19 protein-coding genes are annotated in these 19,200 nt (G+C 44.3%); 7 read left to right on the top strand and 12 right to left on the bottom strand.

Features of this window, described 5'->3' with window-relative positions; genetic code table 11:
* Positions 1-59 precede the first annotated feature (59 nt).
* Entirely contained in the window at positions 60-1,001 is a 942-nt protein-coding gene (gene metA, locus L5L77_RS03435; RefSeq protein ID WP_028760567.1) for a homoserine O-acetyltransferase MetA, read from the bottom strand.
* A gap of 70 nt (positions 1,002-1,071) precedes the next feature.
* Positions 1,072-1,491, bottom strand: a complete 420-nt coding sequence (locus L5L77_RS03430; RefSeq protein ID WP_263222056.1) for a YbaY family lipoprotein — start codon at positions 1,489-1,491, stop codon at positions 1,072-1,074.
* Between the two features lie 117 nt (positions 1,492-1,608).
* On the opposite strand from L5L77_RS03430, the gene L5L77_RS03425 reads away from it, so the two are divergent.
* The gene (locus L5L77_RS03425) at positions 1,609-2,352 is read left to right on the top strand and encodes an SDR family NAD(P)-dependent oxidoreductase (RefSeq protein ID WP_131523783.1); all 744 of its coding nucleotides are present in this window, start codon (positions 1,609-1,611) and stop codon (positions 2,350-2,352) included.
* A gap of 99 nt (positions 2,353-2,451) precedes the next feature.
* Here L5L77_RS03425 and ompW read toward each other — a convergent pair whose 3' ends face one another.
* From ompW to phhA, 8 genes are all read right to left on the bottom strand, one after another.
* On the bottom strand, positions 2,452-3,114 hold the full coding sequence (gene ompW, locus L5L77_RS03420; protein WP_168823143.1) for an outer membrane protein OmpW: 663 nt from the start codon (positions 3,112-3,114) through the stop codon (positions 2,452-2,454).
* 476 nt (positions 3,115-3,590) lie between these two features.
* Positions 3,591-4,247 (bottom strand): nucleotidyltransferase family protein, encoded by a 657-nt coding sequence (locus L5L77_RS03415; RefSeq protein WP_330147228.1) that lies wholly within the window; start codon positions 4,245-4,247, stop codon positions 3,591-3,593.
* A gap of 76 nt (positions 4,248-4,323) precedes the next feature.
* On the bottom strand, positions 4,324-4,614 hold the full coding sequence (locus L5L77_RS03410) for a hypothetical protein (RefSeq protein ID WP_263222055.1): 291 nt from the start codon (positions 4,612-4,614) through the stop codon (positions 4,324-4,326).
* Between the two features lie 86 nt (positions 4,615-4,700).
* Complete coding sequence (maiA, locus tag L5L77_RS03405; protein ID WP_263222052.1) at positions 4,701-5,345, bottom strand: maleylacetoacetate isomerase; 645 nt, start codon at positions 5,343-5,345, stop codon at positions 4,701-4,703.
* An 87-nt stretch (positions 5,346-5,432) separates the two neighbouring features.
* Positions 5,433-6,419 carry a fumarylacetoacetate hydrolase family protein gene (locus L5L77_RS03400; RefSeq protein WP_028760574.1) on the bottom strand — a complete coding sequence of 329 codons (987 nt, stop codon included), beginning with the start codon at positions 6,417-6,419 and terminating at the stop codon, positions 5,433-5,435.
* Between the two features lie 385 nt (positions 6,420-6,804).
* Complete coding sequence (gene tyrR / locus L5L77_RS03395; protein ID WP_263165843.1) at positions 6,805-8,343, bottom strand: transcriptional regulator TyrR; 1,539 nt, start codon at positions 8,341-8,343, stop codon at positions 6,805-6,807.
* A 268-nt stretch (positions 8,344-8,611) separates the two neighbouring features.
* Positions 8,612-8,950, bottom strand: coding sequence for a 4a-hydroxytetrahydrobiopterin dehydratase (locus tag L5L77_RS03390; RefSeq protein WP_106650051.1), 339 nt, complete (start codon positions 8,948-8,950; stop codon positions 8,612-8,614).
* Positions 8,951-9,193: 243 nt separating this feature from the next.
* Positions 9,194-9,994, bottom strand: coding sequence for a phenylalanine 4-monooxygenase (gene phhA, locus L5L77_RS03385; protein ID WP_219250194.1), 801 nt, complete (start codon positions 9,992-9,994; stop codon positions 9,194-9,196).
* 321 nt (positions 9,995-10,315) lie between these two features.
* Between phhA and galU the strand changes: the two genes are divergently transcribed.
* From galU to L5L77_RS03355, 6 genes are all read left to right on the top strand, one after another.
* Positions 10,316-11,224, top strand: a complete 909-nt coding sequence (galU, locus tag L5L77_RS03380) for a UTP--glucose-1-phosphate uridylyltransferase GalU (protein WP_263179498.1) — start codon at positions 10,316-10,318, stop codon at positions 11,222-11,224.
* On the top strand, positions 11,224-12,237 hold the full coding sequence (gene galE / locus L5L77_RS03375; protein ID WP_263222050.1) for a UDP-glucose 4-epimerase GalE: 1,014 nt from the start codon (positions 11,224-11,226) through the stop codon (positions 12,235-12,237). The genes galU and galE overlap by 1 nt, the downstream gene beginning before the upstream one ends.
* Before the next feature lie 92 nt (positions 12,238-12,329).
* Complete coding sequence (gene napF, locus L5L77_RS03370; RefSeq protein WP_263184653.1) at positions 12,330-12,812, top strand: ferredoxin-type protein NapF; 483 nt, start codon at positions 12,330-12,332, stop codon at positions 12,810-12,812.
* A gap of 112 nt (positions 12,813-12,924) precedes the next feature.
* Positions 12,925-13,374, top strand: coding sequence for a polymer-forming cytoskeletal protein (locus tag L5L77_RS03365; RefSeq protein ID WP_263184655.1), 450 nt, complete (start codon positions 12,925-12,927; stop codon positions 13,372-13,374).
* A 318-nt stretch (positions 13,375-13,692) separates the two neighbouring features.
* A complete protein-coding gene (locus tag L5L77_RS03360; protein ID WP_113938944.1) occupies positions 13,693-14,667 on the top strand; it encodes a LysR family transcriptional regulator in 975 nt (324 codons plus the stop codon).
* Positions 14,668-15,143: 476 nt separating this feature from the next.
* Positions 15,144-17,441 carry an OmcA/MtrC family decaheme c-type cytochrome gene (locus L5L77_RS03355; RefSeq protein WP_263184657.1) on the top strand — a complete coding sequence of 766 codons (2,298 nt, stop codon included), beginning with the start codon at positions 15,144-15,146 and terminating at the stop codon, positions 17,439-17,441.
* 105 nt (positions 17,442-17,546) lie between these two features.
* On the opposite strand, the gene L5L77_RS03350 is transcribed toward L5L77_RS03355, so the two are convergent.
* Together L5L77_RS03350 and L5L77_RS03345 are read right to left on the bottom strand one after the other, a co-directional pair.
* Positions 17,547-18,230 (bottom strand): DUF2982 domain-containing protein, encoded by a 684-nt coding sequence (locus L5L77_RS03350; RefSeq protein WP_168823158.1) that lies wholly within the window; start codon positions 18,228-18,230, stop codon positions 17,547-17,549.
* 71 nt (positions 18,231-18,301) lie between these two features.
* On the bottom strand, positions 18,302-19,003 hold the full coding sequence (locus L5L77_RS03345; RefSeq protein ID WP_263184816.1) for a YdcF family protein: 702 nt from the start codon (positions 19,001-19,003) through the stop codon (positions 18,302-18,304).
* Positions 19,004-19,200 lie beyond the last annotated feature (197 nt).

The raw sequence follows: 19,200 nt of genomic DNA, 5'->3' as shown, positions 1-19,200 counted from the left end.
TTAAGAGCTTTTGGGTATCAGCTTAGGTCACATCCATGTGACCACATCACCATAAAAGGCTAGCGCGATTCCCACGGCGTCATCGCCGTCATATCACTTAAGTCATAAGGCGTTAACTGGTAAACGTAATAATTGAGCCAATTACTGACCAACAAACTACCGTGGCTGTGCCAGCGGGCAATGGCTTCGGCTTCTGGATTATTATTTCGATAATAGTTTTGTGGCACATTTGGCGTTAAGCCTTGGGCTAAATCCCTATGGTATTCATCGTTTAAGGTCGATTTTTGATATTCAGGGTGCCCCATTACAAACAAGTTACGGTTATTGCGACTTAATACTAAATAGGCCCCGGCCTCATCGGACTGCGCTAACACTTGCAACTGCGGGTGTTGTCTAATTTCTTCCACATCCATCTCGGCAAAACGCGAATGGGGTGCAAAGAACTCATCATCAAAACCACGTAACAGTGGGAAATGCTGACAAGTGCGCCTATGTACAAATACGCCAGAACGCTTCTGTTGCAATATTTTTCGATTTAAACCATAGAGATGATACAAGCCCGCATGGGCTGCCCAGCATAAAAACAACACTGAGGTGACATGCTCTTGGGACCAGTCGATGATTTCACGGATATGATCCCAATAAACCACATCTTCGAAATCGATTTGCCCAAGCGGCGCGCCCGTGATGATAAGACCGTCGTAATTTTTATGGCGCACTGCTTCAAAATCACGGTAAAAAGTATTCATGTGGTCGATGGAAGTATGCTTGGACTCTTTGTCGTGAATGCGCAGTAAATCCACATCGACTTGTAAAGGCGTGTTGCCCAGTAAGCGCAATAACTGGGTTTCAGTCTCGATTTTGTTCGGCATCAAGTTCAAAATCAGCACCTTCATCGGCCTGATATCTTGATTCGCTGCCCGCGTCTCGGACATAACGAAAATATTTTCTGACTCTAACACCCCTGCTGCGGGCAGATGATCTGGAATTCTAACCGGCATACCGCGCCTCTTCTGTTCGTAAATACTAACGGATTCGGCGCGTATGTCAGCTCACTTCTGAGCGAGCTAACTAGCCACCGACTTTCTCTAGCAGTATCGTCATTGGCTCAGTGGAATTGAGATCAATGTGATAGGCTTGAGTATTAATAAACAATAACTTATCACCCAACATAATCCGGGCACCTATGGCATAAGTGTGACCGGGTTGGAACTGATCGCTACCAATCGCAAAACTGAATGGCGCCGGTGTCGCAGCACCTTGTTGCACGCGCTCCGCCATCACTATGGCTGGCACATCCATTTTTGAGACATCAAGCAGTTGCACTATGACCTTAGCATCGGCAGGTAAGGCTATCCGTTCGCGATATAAGGTCTCGCCTTTTATCTCAACGATAGCATTAGGTGTCGCACAACCCGATAACACACTCATTACGGCCATTAATGCTAAGGCTGTTAATCTCAACGCGCTTAAACGCAACCATTTGTTCATTTTGTTTCTCCTAATCATACATAAAGACTTCTAGATGTCCACACGCCCAAGCTATAAATCTTGTCTTGGTGAGCATAACTTTCTATCATAAGCCACCATTTCGTTGCCGAAAAATCTATGACCCAAGCAACTGCAATCATTGTGGGAGCTAGCTCACAATTAAGTCGTGAACTTGCAAAGCAATTGGCAGATCAACAGGTTGAATTAGTCTTATTCGCCCAAGATCCAGAATCACTGCGCGATTTTGCCTTATCCTTGCCAACAAAAGTACAAGTTTTTGCACTTCAAATTGAACAACCTCAAGCCATCATCAACCAACTTGAATCAGTCTGGCAAAGTCTTGGCGGCGCACACTTAGTCTTAGTCAATACAGGTCTCAATAGCTATGACCCCGAGTTGCCTTGGCTACCGGAGCAAGACATTATCGATGTCAATGTGCGAGGTTTTGCTGCCATCTGCAATACGGCATTTAGACTATTTCGCGAGCAAGGTTATGGACAACTGGCGGCAATCAACTCGATTGCGGGCCTACGCGGCGGGCCGAGTGTGGCCTATCACGCCTCAAAAGCCTTTGGGCAGAATTACCTTGAGGGCTTAAGTATGCATGCTCAGCGCCTTAAGCTACCGATTACGATTACCGATATCCAACTTGGTTTGCTCGATAAAGCCGCTATGCAGCAAAGTGCGATGTGGCTTGCACCATTGCCACAAGTCGCGGCGCAAATCATCAAGGCGATGAAACAAGGCAAACGCCGCGTCTATGTGACCAAACGCTGGCGCCTCGTCGCTTGGCTTACTGTGTTATTACCCGAATTTATCTATAACACTCGCCACTGGAAAGCTAAAAAGCCAAAGCGCTAAATCAGCTTAGCCTAAGTGGAACAGAACATAGCGCGATAAAAAGTGCAGAAACGAAAAAGGAGCCTAAGGCTCCTTTTTTACGCTTATCTAATCAGTGGATTAGAAAGTGTAACCCACGCTGACCATATAAACCCATGGATCAATATCGGTTTCGATGGTAACTGGGGTACCTTGGTATTTAAATTTAACGTCACTATCAATTTTGGCGTACCACACGGAAGCGTTCACTAACCAGTTTTTGTTAACTTGATAATCAACACCCGCTTGTGCCGCTAAGCCCCAAGAAGTGCTCATGCTTAAATCCGTTAACGCACCACCTAAATCATTAGTAAACTCATTGTCGAAGAAATTAGTATAGTTCACACCAACACCCACGTATGGGCGTAATTTAGACTGTGCATCACCAAAGTAGTACTGCGCCACTAAAGTGGGTGGTAAATGCTTAGTTTCAGCAATCTTACCTACGCCAGCCAAAGAGACATCGTGGCTAAAAGGCGTTGCTGCTAATAACTCAACCCCGAAGTTATCAGTCAACATATAACCGAAGTTCAAACCCACTTGAGTATTATTACTCACTTGGAATTCACCAAGATTGCCTACACCAGGTATAACTACATCTTGGCTTGATTCATTTGGCGCAACAACCACAGCACCCGCACGAACGATAATGTCACCCGCTTGGTGAGCCGATACAGAGGCAGAAAAACCAGCGGCTAAAAGGGTGGCAGCGACCAGTGTAGAAACAGTGTTTTTATTCATCATCATACTCCATATGTACAACATAGGTTTTTGTTTTGTATTACATCCTTAACAATTGACGCCTACACTGCCAGAGATATGCGGCTGATTTATTGATCCAAATCAAAGTGAGTGAGCAATACTCACTTATAGGTACTACACATGGGAGCTGAATCACGAAATTCAAACATTTATTGATAATACCCCTTTGTTTTCTGTGAGCTAAGTATTGTATTAGCCATCACTAATGACTACCGCAAGAGGTAGTGATCAATAACACCATAAACATTTTAGTAACAATGAAAAGCACTTAACTAAGAGGTTATTTGAACATTAATTTCAAATTATAGAGACGGGTTGAATAATGCTAAAAGCAGAAAATGGACAAATAAAAACGGCTTGAGGATGATACCTATCATGTTAGATAACTTGATTGCATGGAATGACAGTGTGAGGCGGTTAGATCAGTTTTAGACTGAACGAATAAGAAAGTGAGAAGATTAGCTTGAGTAGCAACACGTAAGCAAAGGATAGCGAGTTAGCCAGCCCTTAGTCGCGACTCTGTGATGAAACACTGGTAATGATCGCTTTGGATTGGCGCTCAATTTGAGGGCAAACAGAGAGTTCAGCCCAAAGGGAACCATCAGCTCAATACCGTAATGCGTGCAATGATGATCAGTCTCTGCATCTACCTGAGTATCTGTCTCAACATGAGATTTTAAACCCACCCCAACCGCGGTTTCTAACTCTGGCCAATGAGCCATAGCATCAATACAAGATGTGTAAGCCATGTCTTGATTGCGACTATGCATGCGCGCCTGATTCTTAACCGACCAAGGTAACTCAGGGGCAAGCTGATGAAGATAGGTTTCAATCGCCAGATCCCGCTCAGGGCTAATATCTAAAGGGCAAAAATAGATCAGATCGATATCGTTCAGTGGACTCAACTCAAATTCGTGCAAGCGATCCCAGACTAAATTACGGACAAATCCCGCCGCCAGACACCACTGCGGCATTGAGTGTACTTTGGCACATTGAAGCGCGAGTTCAAGCGCCCTCACCCGCTCGCAGTCTTGAGCTATCCATTCGAGTAATTGATGCTCTAGCGCTGCTTCACTCATTGCATCATTCATAACATTATTCGTAGCAACACTCATGACATTACCCCTAGCACTACTCATAACAGTATCGCCCGCTTCAATATCAGATAAAAACACGGGAAAGACATTAGGCTTACTCCACTTCGCCATCGGTTTCTGAGCACTTTACGACCTCATGACAGAGTAAATAAACGAGACTATAAATCGGTGCCATTACCGCAAAACAAATCCAAAACCCATAGACATCTTTGTCTAGCAGATTAACGCTAACAGTAAAGATGGGCATGAACAGTAGCATCCATTTTATTACATTGAGTTTGTACAGTATCGGCTTATCACAATGGCAGCAGCGTCCTTCCTTAATCGGCACATCCTTAGCGCTGAGTTTACCTTTGCAATACGGACATTTTTTACTGAAAAGCATTTAAACTCCATCGCTGAGATTAGACTTTTAAAGCAAGCCTCATCATCCATTCTTTCTATTCGTAAAAACCGTATCCGCGCAATTCGTTACACCGCATCCGCTTGGCGCTCTGGTGCAGCATTGGCAAAGGCTTCAAGCTGATTACACTCGGCCCACACGCGCATGATATTGGGATAAGGCGTTAAATCCACATTAAAACGCTGGGCGTTATACACCTGCGGTACTAAACACAGATCGGCTAATGTCACTGCATTCCCAAAGCAATAACGACCGCTATGCCGTGTTAACAAGGTTTCTAAGGCCGTAAAACCACTTGCGACCCAATGGTGATACCAAGTATTTTTGGCGGTGTCATCAGCACCTAAGGTTTGCGTTAAATACTGCAATACCCGCAAGTTGTTTAATGGATGGATCTCACAGGCGACCGTAAGTGCCATAGCGCGCACGTGAGCACGTTCAAGAGCCGATGCAGGCAATAATGGCGACTGTGGATGTATCTCATCAAGATATTCGATAATCGCTAAAGATTGCGACAAGGCATCCAGCTCATCACCCACCACTAAGGTTGGCACTAACTCTAAAGGATTAAGCGCAATGTAGGCCGCTTTATGTTGCTCGCCGCCATCACGTACGAGATGCACTGAAAACTGTTCGGCTGAAATCCCCTTGAGATTAAGGGCAATACGAACCCGATAGGCTGCACTGGAACGCCAATAACCGTAAAGTTTCATATTTTCATGTCCTTATAAAAGTCAGTATAAAAACGGGGCAATTAAGCCCCGTTAGTTTGAGTCGGTGTCGCCCTTTAAGGGAAAGCCTTAGGCTTTGTATTCAACCACTTTTTGATCGATAGAACCAAAAATGGTTACATCATTATCATCGAGCATTTCGATACGCACCGTGTCACCAAAACGCATAAATGGCGTAGTGGCTTTGCCTTCGGCAATCACTTCTAACATACGTTTTTCCGCTAAACAGCTCGAACCTGCGCTACGGTCATAGTTAGAAATAGTACCAGAGCCTATAATCGCGCCTGCGCCCAATGGACGGGTTTTTGCAACATGCGAAACTAACTGACTGAAATTAAAGGTCATATCAACGCCTGCATTCGGACGACCAAATAATTCACCATTTAAATAGGTGATCAGCGGTAAATGCACTTTCGAATCTTCCCAACGGACACCCAATTCATCCGGTGTCACAGCCACAGGCGAAAAACTGCTCGATGGTTTAGATTGGAAAAAACCAAAGCCTTTCGCCAACTCACCAGGGATCAAGTTACGCAATGACACATCGTTAACTAGCATCAACAATTTAATGTGCTTAGCTGCATTGTCAGTGCTCACGCCCATAGGCACATCATCAGTAATAACCGCAATTTCAGATTCGAAATCGATACCCCAGTCTTCACTCGCCAATGGGATATCCGCTTTAGGGGCAATAAAGCTGTCTGAGCCACCTTGATAAAACAACGGATCTGTCCAGAAGGTTTCTGGCATTTCAGCGCCACGGGCTTTACGGACTAATTCAACGTGATTCACATAAGCGCTACCATCGGCCCATTGGTAAGCACGCGGTAATGGCGACAAACACTTAGCTTCGTCGAACGCTTGCGCGTTATCTAACATGCCTTCATTTAACGCATCGTACAATTCTTGCAATTGCGGTCTCAGTAAATCCCAACCATCGAGTAATTGCTGCATAGTGTGGGCAATGGCAGGAACGGCAACCGTTTTAGTGAGATCGCGGCTGACTAACATCAACTGACCATCACGACGACCATTGTTATAACTTGCAAGTTTCATATTGGCTCCAGTGCTCTTCGGCTAGGTGTACAATTTTATTGTGCTGGAAAACACGCGACGTCACCCAGCTTATATTCGGCGATTTAAATCGAACTTTTTGACTCATTAAGGGCATACATGTTACGCAGTTCGCGCCAACGAGGCATGCTCTTTTACTTGCTTTAACGTATTTGTTGCGCGTAGAAATACCCGATGCAGCTCAAGATTCCTATAGCGTGACCAAAATCACATTTAGGTCAATTATTTCACATTTTGTAAACTAATCATTACGTTTATAACCTAGTTACCGCTTATCAATATCTCGGTAAGCAATATGCCTGAAAAGTCGGCAACATAAGTGGAACGATACTGTTACATTGACTGTGTCAACCCAACGAGACTCTGGCTAACGGCGCTTGGCTATCTTGTATTCACGCAGTTTATTAGCAATAGCTGTGTGTGATACACCTAGCTTTTTCGCCAACTGGCGAGTGCTCGGATAGGCCGGATATAATCGACGCAACAGACTCGCTTCAAACTGCTTCATTGCATCGTCCAGATTGCCCTCAAACTCATTATCAAAGTAACCAAAACCTTCGGCATATGATGGCAATTTCAGCTGTTCTACCGTCAACTCGGCCGAGCCATCCCACATAGACACGGCTCTAAATACCGCGTTTTTTAATTGGCGTACGTTACCTGGCCAAGCGTAGGTGAGCAAATGATCGCGGCACTGGGCCGAAATCCGCCTCACTGGGCTAGACAACTGTTGACTGTAATGTTCGAGGAACATTTCTGTCAGTGGAATGATATCGACTTTACGCTCGCGTAAGGACGGAATGTGATAACTCAGCACATGGATGCGATAGTACAAATCTTCCCTAAACTCGCCGGTTTGGCATAGTTCAGCTAAATTTTTCTGGGTCGAGCAAATAATTCGTACATCAGCACGCACTTCTTCATCGCCCCCTATGCGTCTAAAAGTGCCATCTTGCAATAGCCGTAGCAGCTTAACTTGAGCCGCCCTAGACATTTCCGCCACTTCATCGAGAAATACTGTGCCCCCCTTAGCTTCTTCAAAAAAGCCTCGTTTGACGACTTTGCCCTGACTGACGTAACCGAATAATTCCTCTTCGGCAGCGCTGTCGGGTAGAGCGGCGCAGTTGATGGCGATAAAAGGTTTTTCACGGCGCATCCCCGCATCATGGCTAGCTCTGGCCATTAATTCTTTGCCAGTACCCGTTTCACCCGTGATCAACAAAGGTGCATCGAGCTGGGCCATACGCCGCGCTTGCTTAAGCACTTCCTTCATCTTGTCACTGCTGGCTAATACATTTTCAAAGCCAGTGGTTTGGTTCTGCAGCGCGTTAAACTGTTTTCCAACGCGCGCAGGGGATTTCAGCGACACCACAGCACCAACCAAGATGGTTCTTTCATCCTCATCAGGTAGGTAAATCGGCAGCATTTCCGCTAAATATTCGTTTGGACCGATTTGAACTCGCGCCGCTTGTGGCAATACTTGTGCTTCACTCAACCAACGGCTGAAGTTAAAACCTTGCACCCAATGATTAAGCGACTCTTCGAGCACTTCGTGCTCACCCATGCCAATATTGAGCAAGGCGGACTCATTAACGATACGGATACGTGCCTTGGCATCGATAGAAAAAACGGAGTCGGGTAAGGTTTTGAGCAGGGTTTTAAGGGCGTAATGTTCTTGCTCTGAGGGCATAAATGACACCGTACGCACATCGTGGACACTTTCCACTTTGCGGATCTGCGGCATCAAGGCACTCAAGGTTTCAAAACTAATTTCGGCAAATTGTAAGTACAGGAATCCTTGGTTACTGGCATCTATGGCAATTAAATTAATACCATAACGCTCTAACACGACTAAGATATCTTTGGCTAAACCAACACGATCCTGACAGCTGACTTCCAAGCGCATAATGACTGATATTCCCTTTTTTGATTTGAATTTTGGGGATAAACCGTGCAGAGCTATTTTTCGCCTTAGGCTTTACAACAAAAATAACGCTTGCTAGGCAAATCGTTACCTTTGACGAAAACGTCAGCGATGAGGGGAAATAGCAGAGCCCGTATACGTTAGAAGGTTAAACTGAAAGTGGCAAGCCTAGTTTACAGTTGAATTGTAACAGGAAGAAAAAATCAGCATCATAAAACACATTAAGATGCTGATTAAATTGATTAAATAATTAACCTAGTAACTGGTCTGTCTTGGCGGCCATGATGAAGTCATTCTTATGTAGCCCCTTAATGGAGTGCGACCACCAAGTGACAGTCACTTTGCCCCATTCAGTGAAAATGCCTGGATGGTGGAATTCTTCTTCCGCTAAATCCGCCAGCTTATTCGTGAATGCCATCGCCAGTTTAAAGTTTTTAAACTTGTAGACGCGCTCAAGCTGCATTACGCCGTCACGCACTTGCACGCCCCAATCAGGGATCATACGAATAAGTTCTGCCAATTCTTCATCGGTCACTTTTGGTGCATCGGCTTGGCACGCTTCACATTTCATATTCGATAACGCAGTCATACATACTCCTGTTGGCAACATTGATAGGGATATTCAGTTGCACTTTACTCATTACTTATTACTTATTACTTATTACTTATTACTTATTACTTATTACTTATTACTTATTACTTATTACTTATTACTTATTACTTATTAATTATTAATTATTAATTATTAATTATTAATTATTAATTACTTAAATCACATAACTAAATTAGATGGCGACTCAAATGACACATCAAACTATCCATCGAATCGAGACTAGCTCGCCTTGGCTTTGGGAGGATATTTAGGAGCAAATAAACCTAACTGACGTGCCTTAGTGACATAACTCATGATGTCCATTTTGGCAATTTCATCAAGCATATCAATGTGCTCAATCACATAATAAATCGGCTGCATAATATCAATGCGATATGGGGTTCGTAGCACATTCAATAAATCAAAGGGCTGACGTTCTGGCACGTCACTTTCCATTGCATATAAAGTTTCACCAGGTGAGCTTAAAATACCGCCACCATAGATACACAAGGGGCCATCTTTAGGCTGTAGCAAGCCAAACTCAACCGTAAACCAGTATAAACGCGCTAAAAATACCCTTTCTTCTTTGCTGGCATTTAAACCTAATTGGCCATACATATGTGAAAAATTGGCAAATGAAGGGTTGGTGAGCAAAGGGCAGTGACCAAAAATTTCATGAAAAATATCAGGCTCTTGCAGGTAATCAAACTCTTCCTTACGGCGAATGAATGTCGCCACAGGAAACTCTTTATTGGCCAGCAGTTCAAAGAAACGGCCGAAGGAAATAAGCGCAGGTACGGCTGCCGTTTTCCAGCCGGTGGTCGCTTGCAATACAGTATCAATTTCAGTAAGTTGCGGAATACGATCCTTTGGCATAGCCAAGGCATCTAGCCCTTGCAAATACTCCTTACAGGCACGGCCAGGCAGGTTTATCGCTTGACGGGCATAAAGCTGGCTCCAAATCTCATGTTCTTCTTGCGGGTAGTTGATAAACCCTGTGTCATCAGCTCTGTGAGCGATGTACTCTGTTCCTTTCGTCATAATCTTCACTTAATGGCTAGCGCTCATGGAACCATAGTGATCTAAGCCTTTAAATTTGTTAACTCCCTCACACTTTATTCTTGCACCACTACTGTGACGTAAACGTAAAGCAAATATTACAAGGGTATTAAAAACGCCATGCAAGTGCACATCACCCATGCTGGATTAGATGCACTGTGCTACCTTTGCTAAAACTTACGTCGACTTCACTGTAAAAATACTTAAATATCCTAAGTTTTCAGCGTTTCTAAATAGCTTTTCTGTGCAGGTCATTTACAATATTGGCCATTAACCGCATCTCCTTGACCTAAAAGGTTCGCAATGAAACAACATCAAATTCGTAAAGCCGTTATTCCTGTCGCAGGCCTAGGCACTCGTATGCTTCCAGCGACCAAAGCAATTCCAAAGGAAATGTTACCAGTTGTTGATAAGCCATTGATTCAATATGTAGTCAGTGAAGCTATCGCAGCTGGGATCAAAGAAATTGTACTCGTGACCCACGCCAGTAAAAACTCTATCGAAAACCATTTCGATACCAGTTTCGAATTAGAAGCCCAATTAGAACGCCGCGTTAAACGTCAGTTACTTGAAGCCGTACAATCTATTTGTCCTAAAGATGTAACAGTGATCAGCGTGCGCCAATCTCAAGCTAAAGGCTTAGGTCATGCGATTTTGTGTGCTAAATCTGTCGTCGGCGATGCACCATTTGCCGTATTGCTACCGGATGTGATCATAGATGAAGCCAGCTGTGACCTTCGTACCGATAACTTAGCCGCTATGGTTGCCCTGTTTGATGAAACTCAAGTCGGTCAAATCATGGTGGAAGGCGTGCCACATAACGTCGTCAACCAATACGGTATTGCCGATGTGAATGGTCATGATTTACAACCGGGTGAATCTGAGCCATTAGTCGAACTAGTTGAAAAACCCTCTGTAGATGAAGCTCCTTCTAATTTAGCCGTTGTAGGCCGTTATGTGTTACCTGCCAGCATTTGGCCACTACTGGCTAAAACTCCTGCGGGCGCGGGCGATGAAATTCAATTAACGGATGCGATTGCGATGTTAATGAAGCAAGAAACCGTAAATGCTTACTACATGGAAGGTAAGAGCCACGACTGTGGTAACAAACAAGGTTATATGCGTGCTAACGTTGAATATGCCCTGCGCCACAGCGAAATCGGTGAAGATTTTGCGCACTATTTAAAAACCGTTGTAAAAGGAATTAAGTAATGACGATTTTAGTGACCGGTGGTGCTGGCTATATTGGCACCCACACAGTAGTAGAACTGCTCAATGCTGGTAATGATGTGATTGTATTGGACAACTTGTCTAATTCAAGCATAGAAGCCTTAAACCGAGTCGAGCGGATCACTGGTAAATCGGTTACTTTCTATCAAGGCGATATTCTCAATAAAGCGTTATTGCAGAAAGTGTTTAACGATCATGCTATTGATTCAGTTATCCACTTTGCAGGATTAAAAGCGGTGGGAGAATCCGTCGCAAAACCCCTGAAGTATTATGAGAATAACGTTACGGGTACGCTTATCCTTTGCCAAGTCATGGCAGAATTTAAGGTAAAAAATCTCGTATTCAGCTCATCGGCAACTGTGTATGGCGATCCCGCAAGTTTACCGATCACCGAAAACTTTCCCACAGGGGCAACAAACCCTTATGGTCAGTCTAAGTTGATGGTCGAACATATATTGGCAGATGTACACAATGCCGATCCGAGCTGGAATATCGCCCGTCTGCGCTATTTTAATCCGGTTGGTGCCCATGCCAGTGGCCTAATCGGCGAAGATCCTAACGATATCCCTAACAACTTGATGCCCTTTATTGCGCAGGTTGCCGTGGGTAAACGCACCGCCTTAAGCGTGTTTGGTAATGATTATCCGACGCACGACGGTACCGGCGTGCGTGACTATATCCATGTCGTGGATTTAGCCAATGGCCATTTAAAAGCGCTTGCAAAATTGGCCACTAAACCTGGTCTAGTGACCTATAACTTAGGCACAGGCCAAGGATATAGTGTATTAGACATGGTTAAGGCCTTTGAAAAAGCCTGTGGTAACACCATTGCCTACCAAATTGCGCCACGTCGCCCAGGGGATATTGCCGCCTGCTACGCCGATCCAACCCACGCAAGGGAAGATCTTGGCTGGCAAGCGACTCATACCCTAGAAGATATGGCCAACAGTAGCTGGCATTGGCAATCAACCAATCCCAATGGTTATAACGGCTAATAACTTGAATGGCTTGTGGAAATCTCCCAAGCCATTTTTCTTTATCCCTCTAAATACCGTCGCTTTACATCATTAACCACCCGAGGAGCAACATGACTCAAAGTATTAATCACAGCCGTCGCAGCCTCTTTCGCCGGCGTAAAGATAATGCGATAAGGCCGCCTTGGGTACGTGATGATATCGAGTTCACCGATGTGTGTACCCGTTGTTCCGCCTGTCTTGAGGTTTGTGAAACTCACATTATCATCAAAGGTGATGGCGGATTTCCTGAAGTCTCCTTTAAGGACAATGAGTGCACATTTTGTACCCTGTGTGCTAAGGCTTGCCCTGAAAATATTTTCGATTTGACTCAAGCACCTTGGCAATACCAAGCCTATGTTCAAGAAAGCTGCTTAACCTTTCAAGGGATCTGGTGCCAAAGTTGTAAGGATGCCTGCGAACCAAGAGCCATCAGCTTTGTGCTCAGTATTGGTCAGGCTCCGAGCCCCAAAATAGACCTTGATCTTTGTACTGGATGCGGTGCCTGCGTAGCTCCTTGCCCTAGCAAAGCCATTGAGATAAAACGACCAACTTGATAGAAACACTGTAATTGCATTAACACATGCCGAGCTGTGCTTCTCCTGGATTTTAAGCTAGTATCGCGCCTCTGTTGAACTCAGTTAATCCCTTCTCGAATTAAGTTAATTTATGATGATGTTTGTAAAAAAACTGTTTTTCCCGCCTAAAAAAAGTGCCTCTTTTAGCTTTATTGCTCGAGGCACTAAACTCACGGGAAATATCGAATTAACAGGCGACGTGCTTGTTGGCGGTGATATCCAAGGTCAGCTGCTTTCTGAGGCCAATATCACCATAGAACAAGGCGGTATAATTCAAGGTGAAGTAAAGTGCCATGAATTTATCGTCGATGGGCACTTCAAAGGCAGACTCATTTGTGAGCGTTTAGTGATCCAACGTAATGGTGTTGTCGACGGCGAAGTGGCAAGTACCTCAATGCAAATCCTTGAGGGTGGCCAATTTATCGGGATGCGGATTAAAGAAGATGCACCAACCATTTATTCCCATACAATAGGCCATACACCAACAGCAGATCCACTCAACTTACCGTCCGTGCAAAACGACGTCATAGAATCTCGCTAATCCTAAATGCATCACTATCGTTTGCTCGCCGCCTTAGGTGAGCAGACTTTGACTCACTCTTTTAGCTCAATCATTCCTTTCCGCCTGATGTTAAACATAGCGCCTACTCATCTAACTCTCCCCAACTCTCCCCTTTACAATGGTTAAATAATTGTTATTTTGCCGAGAGGGATCACAGTTAATCCGCATGCTGAATGTTAATCTTGGCAGTTAGTATCCATGATATTTGATCGCGGTGGTTCGGGTAATCGCAAGGACACAGAACTCCCCTAATAGCGCCGCAAAAACATTTAAGACTCATACAGGGCAAAATACAAAATGAGCAACTTATTACTAAAACAGATCTGTGAACTCGATGTTTTTACCTTGCTTGTATTTAAAAGTATTTTCGACACTGGACACGCAAATAGCGCGGCCAAAGCGCTAGATGTTTCTGCCCCCAAAATAAGCCGCTGCCTCAATGCATTACGCCTAACCTTTAATGATGAACTATTTTATCGTCGTCAACAGGGGCTTAAACCGACGCCTTTAGCAGAAAGTCTCTATGTTGCTATTTGCCAGTTTACTGAATCGGTTTATCACCTCGAACAATCTGCAATCCAGATACAAAATGCGGCCATCAATACCGACTTACCGCTACATATCGCTGCTTGTAATGGCCTACTAAGCTTTTTAGCGCCTCAGTTAAGCACTCCTGAACTTGCCCAAAAGCTAGGACAAATACGCTTACATAAATGGCAGGAAAATAGCGCTGAGTTGATCCACGCAGGTGCGCTTGATTTTGGGATTACGTTCGAAAGTGCTGAAAATAAAGAATTAAGTTACACCAAACTTGGCTCAATCAATGGCATTTATATCGTTGCAGCCAAGCAACACCCACTTTGGGACGTTGAGACAAATATTACCTTAGAGCAAATTTGTCGCCATCCGTTTCTATTTCAAGAACTCAAGGGCTTTAACAGTAAAATCGATCCCTTAGAATTATTTTGCCAGCGCCAAGGTATCTTACTGCCTACCGTAGAGAAAGTGATAGACAGGGAGGAATGGTATGCCCATCTATTAACCATGAAGAGTGTGGCTTTTTGTTCTAGCATTGATATGCATACAGTTAAACATATGCCCGGATTACATCTCGAGCGCCTTAGCGACACAGAGCTTAATAGACTCCACGAAACTATGATGGCGCCACATTATTATCTGATTGAGAAACCTGCAGTTCATCGGCGTTACAGCCAAAGCCAGTGTGATCTCGTCGTGCGCTCCTTACTTGCCGCACTCGAACCAGCACACTAATACAAAAATAGATTACACACTAAGTTCGTCAACCTAGCTTACGTCATGGATGTTAAGTGGGTTAAGTGGGTTTACTGGGCTATACTTCTATTTATCCAAGGCACAATTCAATCACTTGAAAATGCCATATCGTCCCCCTATCCTCGCTCTCTTATCCCATTGCTTTTGTGCTCAAAACCTTAAGATAACGACTTAAGATTCAGGCTCTCTTAACATCGTTCATTTTGCTTAACCGAAAATGAATTCATCATTTCGGCCTAAGTTTAAAGATTGAAATTGTGATGCACATCATAGGTTAGCAGCTTAATTTCACTATTTAAAATATCAAAATGCAAAGTTTAGAATTACCATTCACAGGTGTTAAATCATCGTTCACATATCAGATACAAATTTGCAAATACCACTTTATAAGTAGATGAATCCTCCTATATTAGAGGCACTGCACACGCAGTCTTATAGATAGAAAAAGGGACGCGATGATGAAAAACTACAATAAATCTCTACTGGCACTGGCTCTCGTCAGTACCTTAAGTCTTACCGCCTGCGGGGACGGAAGCGATGGTCAAGATGGGGCACCTGGCACACCAGGTACACCCGGAACACCAGGTACTCCCGGAACACCAGGTACACCCGGAGCCCCTGCGGGTTCCTTCGCAACGACAGCTCAATCCATTACAGATCTGGCATTCACGTTAAGTCCTGCTGACATTAAAGTAACCAGCAGTGAAGGCTTCAGTGTTAAATTTACTGTTACGGGTAAAAATGCAGGCAAAGTAGTCCCTTTCAAAGGACTGGATAAAATTGCAATTTATTCTTTAACAGCAAATGAAAACACCTCAGGTACTGGCGCACCGATTGAGTGGCAAAATAATGCCACGGCAAATGCCGCTGGCACTTCGTTAACTTGTACTCTAAACGGCCTGAACGGAACTAAAAACGCTTGTACTTTAACCGAAGATACAGCGACGCCAGGCACTTACACAGCAACTTGGACTTATGGTGGCGCAGCGCCAATCATTAATCCAAATGATAATCCAAACGCAGTACACAGAGTCTTTTTACGTGCTTACAACATCGCCGATAGTACAGGTGTCGTCCTATCTGACAAGATTTTGTCTGTACCCGTTGATTTTATCCCTGCAACAGATGAATTAGGTGTATCGGGTAAAGACACAGTATCTAGTGCGGCATGTAAAAACTGTCACGGTGAAGTAGACGGCCATATCGCGAAGATTGAAGCCCACCATAACTACCAAGATGTTAAAAACTGCGTAACTTGTCATAACCCTGATCTCGTTCCAAGTGACGCACAACTGGCCGAAGGTTGGGTATTTGATTTTGCTCCCATGATCCATAGGATCCACGCAGGTCATCACATCAGTGACAGCTTAAGTGGCGAAGCAAAAGAATATTTCGGTGAAGTTGGTTTCCCATCTGATTTGAAAGAATGTAAATCTTGTCATGATGGTGCACCAAGTTATAACACCAATATTTATGCACAAGCTTGTGTGGGTTGTCATATCAATGTGAACTTCACCACTGGCGAAAACCATTCAGAATTTGGTTTAGCCCAAGCTGATGATACTCAATGTAAATCTTGCCATGGCAGCGGTAGCTTAACACCTGAAGCTGTACACAGTGTCGGTAAACGCGCTGAGTATGCAAGCCTATTCAAAGTTGACTTTACCAGTGCTGCAGTAGTGACTTCAGCAGCACCTGGAATGAAAACATTGACATTAAAAGCCAATGTGACCATGAATGGCGCTGCAATTCCTAACGGAACCGATTTAAAAGTGTATAACGCGACAACTAACCCTACTGGTATGTTTGTGGCTAACGGCTTATTACTGGGTAACGTAACCACTGATGGTACTGTTTATGCTTGGAGAGATGTCAAACCAACAGCAATCGCTCTTAAGCTTGAAAATGGTACGCTGGTCGATGGTGTATTAACCTTCGTAAAAGATATTCCCGATGCCCAAGCTGTAGGTACTATCTACGTCAGTTCAGAAGCCAACGTCTGTATCAAAGCAGGTAAAGTGAGTAGCTGTAATGCCACAGGACTTGAATTTGGCCCAACAAATCCAATTGGTAACACTGCTCCTGTTAAATTCTATAGCTTAGATACTTCTGCAGTAGTTAAAGCTCGAATGACAGATCCTGCTCGAATTACCGTAGAAGAAGCAAAATGTAACGCCTGTCACGGCACCTTAGATTATATCAAGGGCACCAGACACGGAACTTACACTTTTGATCAATGTATGAACTGTCACAACGATACAACAGGTGCATCAGGCCATAAAACAGTGGTTTCTAAAGGTGAAGACGGTAGCAAAGTCATTAATCCAGAAGTCACTTTCAATAACAAAGACCTATTCACCGTCGCCCACCGCTTCCACAGTGGTAACTTTGATGTTATCGCAGGGATCTTCCGCGATGCCAATGGTGAATTAGTCGGTTATCCATCACCAGAAACTGCATGTTCTGCATGTCACAAAGATGATGCAAAACTGTTTGCGACTGACGGTGGTTTAGCCTCTGAGAAACGTTCAATCAAAGTGGGTAGCAACTACATTAGCCCAGTAGCTGAATCATGCCGTAGCTGTCACGCTCACTCTGATGCAGCGGCTGTCGCTCACTTTAGAAGCAACGGTGCTGTGGTTGAAGCTGACGCAATGACAGATCCTAACTTACCAGTAGAATCTTGCGCAACTTGTCATGCTGAAGGTAAAACCTACGGTGTAGATAAGGTACACGCAGAGGTAGCACACTAGTACCTTTGGGTTGCCCCTGCACAACCCAAACTTTATCTCTGCAACTCATTGGGGACCTAGGGTCCCCTTTTTTATTGCTGATGATCTTCAATTGAGATTGTAGATTTAATCAGCTGAGCGGCTACATTGTGCAATACGTTGTCTAAGTAACTTAATAAAGTCCTTAGGTTCCCTATCTAAACTGTCATGGGGAATATACAAGTGATACCCTAAACGCGTATCTAACATCACGCAGCGATGCCCAAACATAGCCAATACGCCACGATAACGATCCCCTTCTATCACTAAAGGGCCAAACTCAGCGCCGAGATAAGTTTCTAAAGTCGCTAAGTCTGCATCTTGAGAGGCAGCCGTCACCAGCAAAGGTCGCTGTTCAGTTAATAATCCTGTTGCTAGACGCAGGGAAATATTATCGAGAATGGGATTTAAATGTTTCAGTTTAATGCCTAAATAAGATAACTCTATAGTATCTAAACCATTAGTCACCCGCGGAATATCGACCCGCTGAATATTATCCCAATCGATAGCCACTTTGCCGCGGCGATGAAAATAGGTCAGCCCCTTGTCATCTAATGCTAGAGTCGTTTCCGGCTCATACACCTTGGCTAAACCGAGAATGAGTGAAATCGCGCCCAAACTAAAAAACATCAAACCAACAGCAAACAAGGCCGGCCACGTCAGAAACAGTCCCAAACCCAGCACCAGACTTAAGCCCCCCAGCCAAGTTAAGGTTAACCCATTTCGTTTCGATAAAGGACGCACTGATACTATTTCTGACTCAATTGTCATTGTTCATCTTCCTGTTAAAACTCACGATCTTTAGACTGAACTTGGCAAACCACACCCTTAACTTGCCATCTTTAACTTACAGCCTTTATCCATAACCACAAACGGCCAATGTATTCGTGAATCGCCCGTTGAGAAGCCACTAAATTATCGGCGGTTAACCGCCACCCAAAATCATCTCGGCCAATAAAATCCGTTGGGGCTGCATCTGGGTGTAAGCCTTTAGCGGCGAAAATAGCCATCGCCCTTGGCATATGAGTGGCCGATGTGACTAAGCGAAAGGGCTCCTCCCCTAACTCCCACTTTAAGTATTGCGCTTCTTCTATCGTATCGCGCGCCAGTGGAAATTGAATAATTCGGCTTTTATCAACACCTAGCTCTACCGCGGCTTTAGCCATCATTTCAGCATGGGAAAATTGAGTGAGTTCACCGCCCCAGCCGCTGACGATCAACATACACTCTTGACCCAACTTAAGTTGCCGAATTCCTTCAGTTAACCTTGTAAGGGCGACGTCCGATAAGGATTGCACCGCCGTCGCTCCCGCTATATCAGCATGCCCTGAACCTAATACCATCACAAAACAAGCGCCTGCGATGGGCGTGGAATTAATCGGGTAAGCTGATTCTAACGGCCGCACTAAGGTATTCACACTCAGTTGACTGCTTAAAAACAGTAAGAGAAAAAAAGCGCAGGATACTAAGTATTTCGCCATACTGCGACGGCGCCATACTAGAAAAGAAATCAGTAATAACAATAGGATAAAGGGAATCGGCATCATCCCCTGTGAAACAACTTTCTTAACCCAAAACATGATGTCCATGCCAAGCAATCCAAAGGAGCGCAATCATAGCATCAAAATACGGGGGGAATACAACGCACATAAAGCTAGCCCAGCGTTTTACTGGGCTATTGTTTACAAGACTCTGATATCACTAGACGTTGATTTCATAGCGTAATGAGTTCACTGGTGGA

Source organism: Shewanella sp. SM29, assembly GCF_025654245.1.
In the GTDB taxonomy this organism is placed as follows: Bacteria; Pseudomonadota; Gammaproteobacteria; order Enterobacterales; family Shewanellaceae; genus Shewanella; species Shewanella oncorhynchi.
The sequence above is the reverse complement of the archived record's forward strand: the minus strand, read 5'-3'. Positions and strand labels throughout refer to the sequence as shown.